This is a genomic window from Symbiopectobacterium sp. (genome assembly GCF_051710365.1).
Taxonomy (GTDB): domain Bacteria; phylum Pseudomonadota; class Gammaproteobacteria; order Enterobacterales; family Enterobacteriaceae; genus Symbiopectobacterium.
This window is the reverse complement of the sequence record NZ_JBPETA010000227.1, coordinates 1-4,409: the sequence shown is the minus strand read 5'-3', so window position 1 is coordinate 4,409 and position 4,409 is coordinate 1. Positions and strand designations below refer to the sequence as shown.

At 51.5% G+C, this 4,409-nt stretch carries 5 protein-coding genes; 2 read left to right on the top strand and 3 right to left on the bottom strand.

Annotation, left to right across the window (positions count from 1 at the left end; all coding sequences use genetic code 11):
* Nucleotides 1-89 precede the first annotated feature (89 nt).
* Nucleotides 90-566: a Crp/Fnr family transcriptional regulator gene (locus ACTBDZ_RS15455; RefSeq protein WP_438815970.1), complete on the top strand. Its 477-nt coding sequence runs from the start codon at nt 90-92 to the stop codon at nt 564-566.
* Between the two features lie 75 nt (nt 567-641).
* Here ACTBDZ_RS15455 and fpr read toward each other — a convergent pair whose 3' ends face one another.
* The 3 genes from fpr to ACTBDZ_RS15440 form a co-directional block, all read right to left on the bottom strand.
* Nucleotides 642-1,388: a ferredoxin--NADP(+) reductase gene (gene fpr, locus ACTBDZ_RS15450; RefSeq protein WP_438815973.1), complete on the bottom strand. Its 747-nt coding sequence runs from the start codon at nt 1,386-1,388 to the stop codon at nt 642-644.
* A gap of 140 nt (nt 1,389-1,528) precedes the next feature.
* Nucleotides 1,529-2,539 (bottom strand): class II fructose-bisphosphatase, encoded by a 1,011-nt coding sequence (glpX, locus tag ACTBDZ_RS15445; RefSeq protein WP_438815969.1) that lies wholly within the window; start codon nt 2,537-2,539, stop codon nt 1,529-1,531.
* 253 nt (nt 2,540-2,792) lie between these two features.
* Nucleotides 2,793-4,064, bottom strand: a complete 1,272-nt coding sequence (locus ACTBDZ_RS15440) for an MFS transporter (protein WP_438815972.1) — start codon at nt 4,062-4,064, stop codon at nt 2,793-2,795.
* Between the two features lie 205 nt (nt 4,065-4,269).
* Between ACTBDZ_RS15440 and ACTBDZ_RS15435 the strand changes: the two genes are divergently transcribed.
* Nucleotides 4,270-4,409 (top strand): DUF4277 domain-containing protein (locus ACTBDZ_RS15435; RefSeq protein WP_438815971.1); only part of this gene is annotated, 140 nt, incomplete at its 3' end.

Sequence of the window (4,409 nt, the reverse complement as noted above, 5' to 3'; positions counted from 1 at the left end):
GCCTTGTTATAGGAGGGCCAGTTAGTGATTTTAAAATTTTGTTTTGCCATGGAGACCTGATTTTGAAACAACTATGGTGATCTGATCCGATGATTACCCAAACTTTCTATTTATTCAACAAAGCCCATGTTAATGTCACCACCATTGTGATCCGTGATGCGGATATTCTGGTGGTACCACCCGATATTTTACTGGATGCCATGCGGCAGGATGCTGAACTGGCGATAAAAATATGCCGTCACGTTGTGGCCAAGCAGGAGAGCAGCCTGGAGGCGGTAATAATCACCAACACCAGTTGTGAACCCGCACAACGGCTTAAAATTTTGCTTAAAAGCATGTTACTGGAAGGTGGAATTGAACCTAAAACAGGCTGGTATACCGTGCCGCTGACGTTGACCCATGAGGAATATGGCCAGATCATCAACGTGACTCACGTCACCATTTCCAGAATACTGGCACATTGGCAAAGTGAAGGGCTGATATGTCGGGAAAATAAAACGATTATTGTCCATCATCAGCTGTTTGATGATGTTTATGACTGGCTTAGTTATTTTTCTGAAAAATAACCTTTTATTACCGCGTAAAAAACACCGCGTTGCCTAAACGGCCAGATAGCTGTAAGCCAGCCACACCGAATCTTCTCACCAATAATGCTCACTGGTAATATGCCCCGGACGGCGACGCAGGTGCTTAGTCATTTCCCGTTGTTCTTTCAGGCATTGCTGGGTATCGCGCACCATTTGCGGGTTACCGCACAGCATCACATGGCTGGTTTGCGCATTGAGTGGCAATCCGACCGCATTCTCCAACGCACCGCTGCTGATAAGCGCTGGAACGCGCCCTGTCAGAGAGCCGACCTGCGTTTCCCGGCTGATGACCGTTTGTATCCGCAGTTTATCGCCGTAACGCTGCTGTAGCTGCTGCATCTTGGGCAAGTAGCTAAGGTCGTTGGCAAAGCGCGCAGCGTGCACTAATACGATGTGCTGGAAACGCTCCAGATCCTTTCCTTCCTCTAAAATCGACAGATAAGGGCCGATGGCGGTGCCCGTCGCGAGCATCCACAGTGTGTCGCAGTCAGGGGCTTCTTCCAGCACAAAGAAACCCGCCGCGTCTTTGGTGATTTCCAGTGGCATTACGGGTTGCAGAGCATGCAAATGCGGACTGAGCTTGCCGTTCGGCACCGTGACTAGATAAAACTCAAGAATGGGATTACTGGGGGCATTCACGTAGGAATAGGCGCGCTGAATGCGTTCGCCGTCAATTTCCAATCCCAGTTTGGCGTACTGGCCCGCAGTGAACGCGGCAATCGGTGCCTGAACTTGAATGCTGAAAAGGCTGTCCGTCCAATTTGTTACCTGAATAACGTTACCGGTTACCCACTCTGCCATAGTGCTGTGCTCCTGATGTTTTTCGGCCACTCAGGCCATCCCCTCACGAAACGGTGCGTCAGGGGAGAGGGCCTTTACGATACGCGATTTTTTAACAACAGTGAAACAATCAATGCAATAGACGTTGTGACTTCATGGGATCACAGCAGGAAGTCATGCAACGCGGGATCTTTGCGATCGAGATAATGTGTTGAACGAATACGCCGGATGGTGCGTGATTTGCCGCGAATCAGAAGGGTTTCGGTGGTGGCGATGTTACCCCGGCGCGCAATCCCTTCCAACAGATCGCCTTTGGTGATGCCGGTAGCCGAGAAGATCACGTTGTCATTACGCGCCATATCGCTCAGCGTGAGTACACGTCCGGTTTCAATTCCCATTTCTGCACAGCGTTCCAGCTCACGCTCGCCTAAACGGCGGTTTTCCTCGCTGTCCCCTTTAACCTGATGACGTGCCAGCAGGCGACCTTGCATATCACCATCCAGCGCGCGGATCACCGCAGCGGAAATCACCCCTTCCGGCGCGCCGCCGATGCCATACAGCACATCGACTTCGCTGTCTGGCATACAGGTCAGAATTGAGGCGGCGACATCACCGTCGGGAATGGCAAACACTTTCACGCCCAGTTGCTGCATTTCGGCAATCACCCCATCATAGCGCGGTTTCGCCAGAGTGATCACTGTAAGCTGCTGTAACGGTTTGCCAATTTTGATGGCGATATTGCGCAGGTTATCCGCCAATGGCAGTGCCAGGTTGATAGCGCCTTTGGCCTGCGGACCGACGATCAGTTTTTCCATATACATGTCGGGCGCGTGCAGAAAGGTATCTTTTTCACCAACTGCCAGAACGGCGAGCGCATTGGCTTGCCCCATCGCCGTCATTCGTGTGCCTTCAATGGGATCGACGGCAATATCCACCGCATCGCCCACGCCGGTGCCGACGTGCTCACCGATGTAAAGCATGGGGGCTTCGTCGATCTCGCCTTCACCGATCACGATCTGCCCGTTGATATCAACCTGATTGAGCATGATGCGCATGGCCTGCACCGCCGCGCCATCGGCGGCATTTTTATCGCCACGGCCAAGCCATTTGTAGCCTGCCAGCGCGGCAGCTTCTGTCACGCGGGAAAACTCAATCGCAAATTCACGTTTCATGGATACCTGTCTGTTGTGTAATAGGAAAAGAAGGAATGGAGCGCGATTTTACCACACTCGCTGCGGGCGGGGAGCTGGATGATATCAAGGGAGTGGCGAATGTACCCTTCTTCGTCATCCCGGCGAAAGCCGGGGAGCTCTGACAGAAGAAACGTGTGTGACCTGCAAGAGATTCCCGCCTGCGCGGGAATGACTGTTTTAGGGAAATGAGTCAGCCACTTTGACGCCGCTCAGTAGAGCGGCGTCATGAGTATTAACGGTGTGAAGCGGCGAGTTGCGCTTTTTTCTCACTGCCTGGCGCTTTAACCGTAATGGTTAATACCACAGAGAGCAGCAAGGCAACGGCCATAAAGCTATAGGACATGCTCGGGTTGCCGGTAATGCCGTTGAGGTAGCCGACCAGCCAGGCTCCGAGGAATGCGCCCAGTGCGCCAAAGCTGTTGATCAAACCAATCGATACCCCAGAAACGTTTTTAGGCAACAGTTCAGGAATCAGCGCGAAGAACGGACCATAGGGGGCATACATGCAGGCAGCCGCAACCACTAACAGCGCATAAGACACCCAGAAGTGCTGCGCGCCAATGGCGTAAGAGGTGAAGAAGGCTAACGACGCGATCAACAGCAGGGGCCAGATAAAGAACTTGCGGTTTTGCATTTTGTCCGACAGCCAGGAGACCGTCAGCATCAGCACGATGGCAGCAAAGTAAGGCAGTGCCGAGAGCCAGCCGACGGAAACGATATCCAGAGAGGCTGCCGATTTGAAGATTGACGGCATCCACATCATAAAGCCGTAAACCACGATGCTCCACAAGGCATGAACGGCACACAGAATAATCACATTGCGTGAACGCAAAGCTTCACCGTAGTTGCGTACCGGCTTGATGTTCTTCTGCTCCGCATCCATCACCGCCTGGAAATCCGCCTTTTCCTGAGCACTCATCCAGGTGACTTCAGAGGGCTTATCACGCACTAGGAACCACCAGATAATCGCCGGCGCGCCTTCGATAATGAACATTTCACGCCAGCCGAACGCATTGATCAGGTAGCCTGAGACGATGGACATCCACAGCACGGTGACCGGATTACCCAATACCAGGAAGGTGTTGGCGCGTGAACGTTCCTCTTTGGTGAACCAGGTGCTGATGTAAATCAGCATGGAGGGCATCACCGCTGCTTCTACCACGCCGAGGATGAAACGGATCACCATTAGCATCGGGATATTATTGACCAACCCGGTGGCGGCGGCACACAACCCCCACAAGATCAGGCTGACAAAAATCAGTTTGCGCACGCTGCGTTTAACGGCGTAAATGGAGCCTGGTACCTGAAAGAAGAAATAGCCGAGGAAGAACAGCGCGCCAATCAGTGAAGACGTTCCCTTACTGATGCCCAAATCCACCTCAATACCGGATGCGGCCGCGAAACCATAATTGGCGCGATCGAGATAGGCGAGGTTGTAGGTAATAAAAATGATGGGTATTAAATACCACCAACGCTGAACAGCTAATTTTTTAGTCGTCATCATGGTTACCTGTTTATTTTGCATTGTTATCATCTGCATCTTATCGTGCAGCAGGATAATGGTGAAAAATATTCCTGAATGCCAAATCAAATGATAAGGCATATAATTTTATGTAAAACCGTCATTCCGCACCTGATTTTTCTTTTTTCGGGACTTGACGGTATTCTGAAGTTCTGAATTTATTACTGCTTTTTGCAGACCAATCAGCATGAGTACTCCCCCCGTTACCATCCGTAACCTTGATCACTTAGGTCTCGTCGCTGCACTGTGCGATGAACTGAGTATTGCAAAAATGATCGATGCGGTATTGCCCAAAAAACACCAAGCCAAAGTCTCACATGGCCAGGC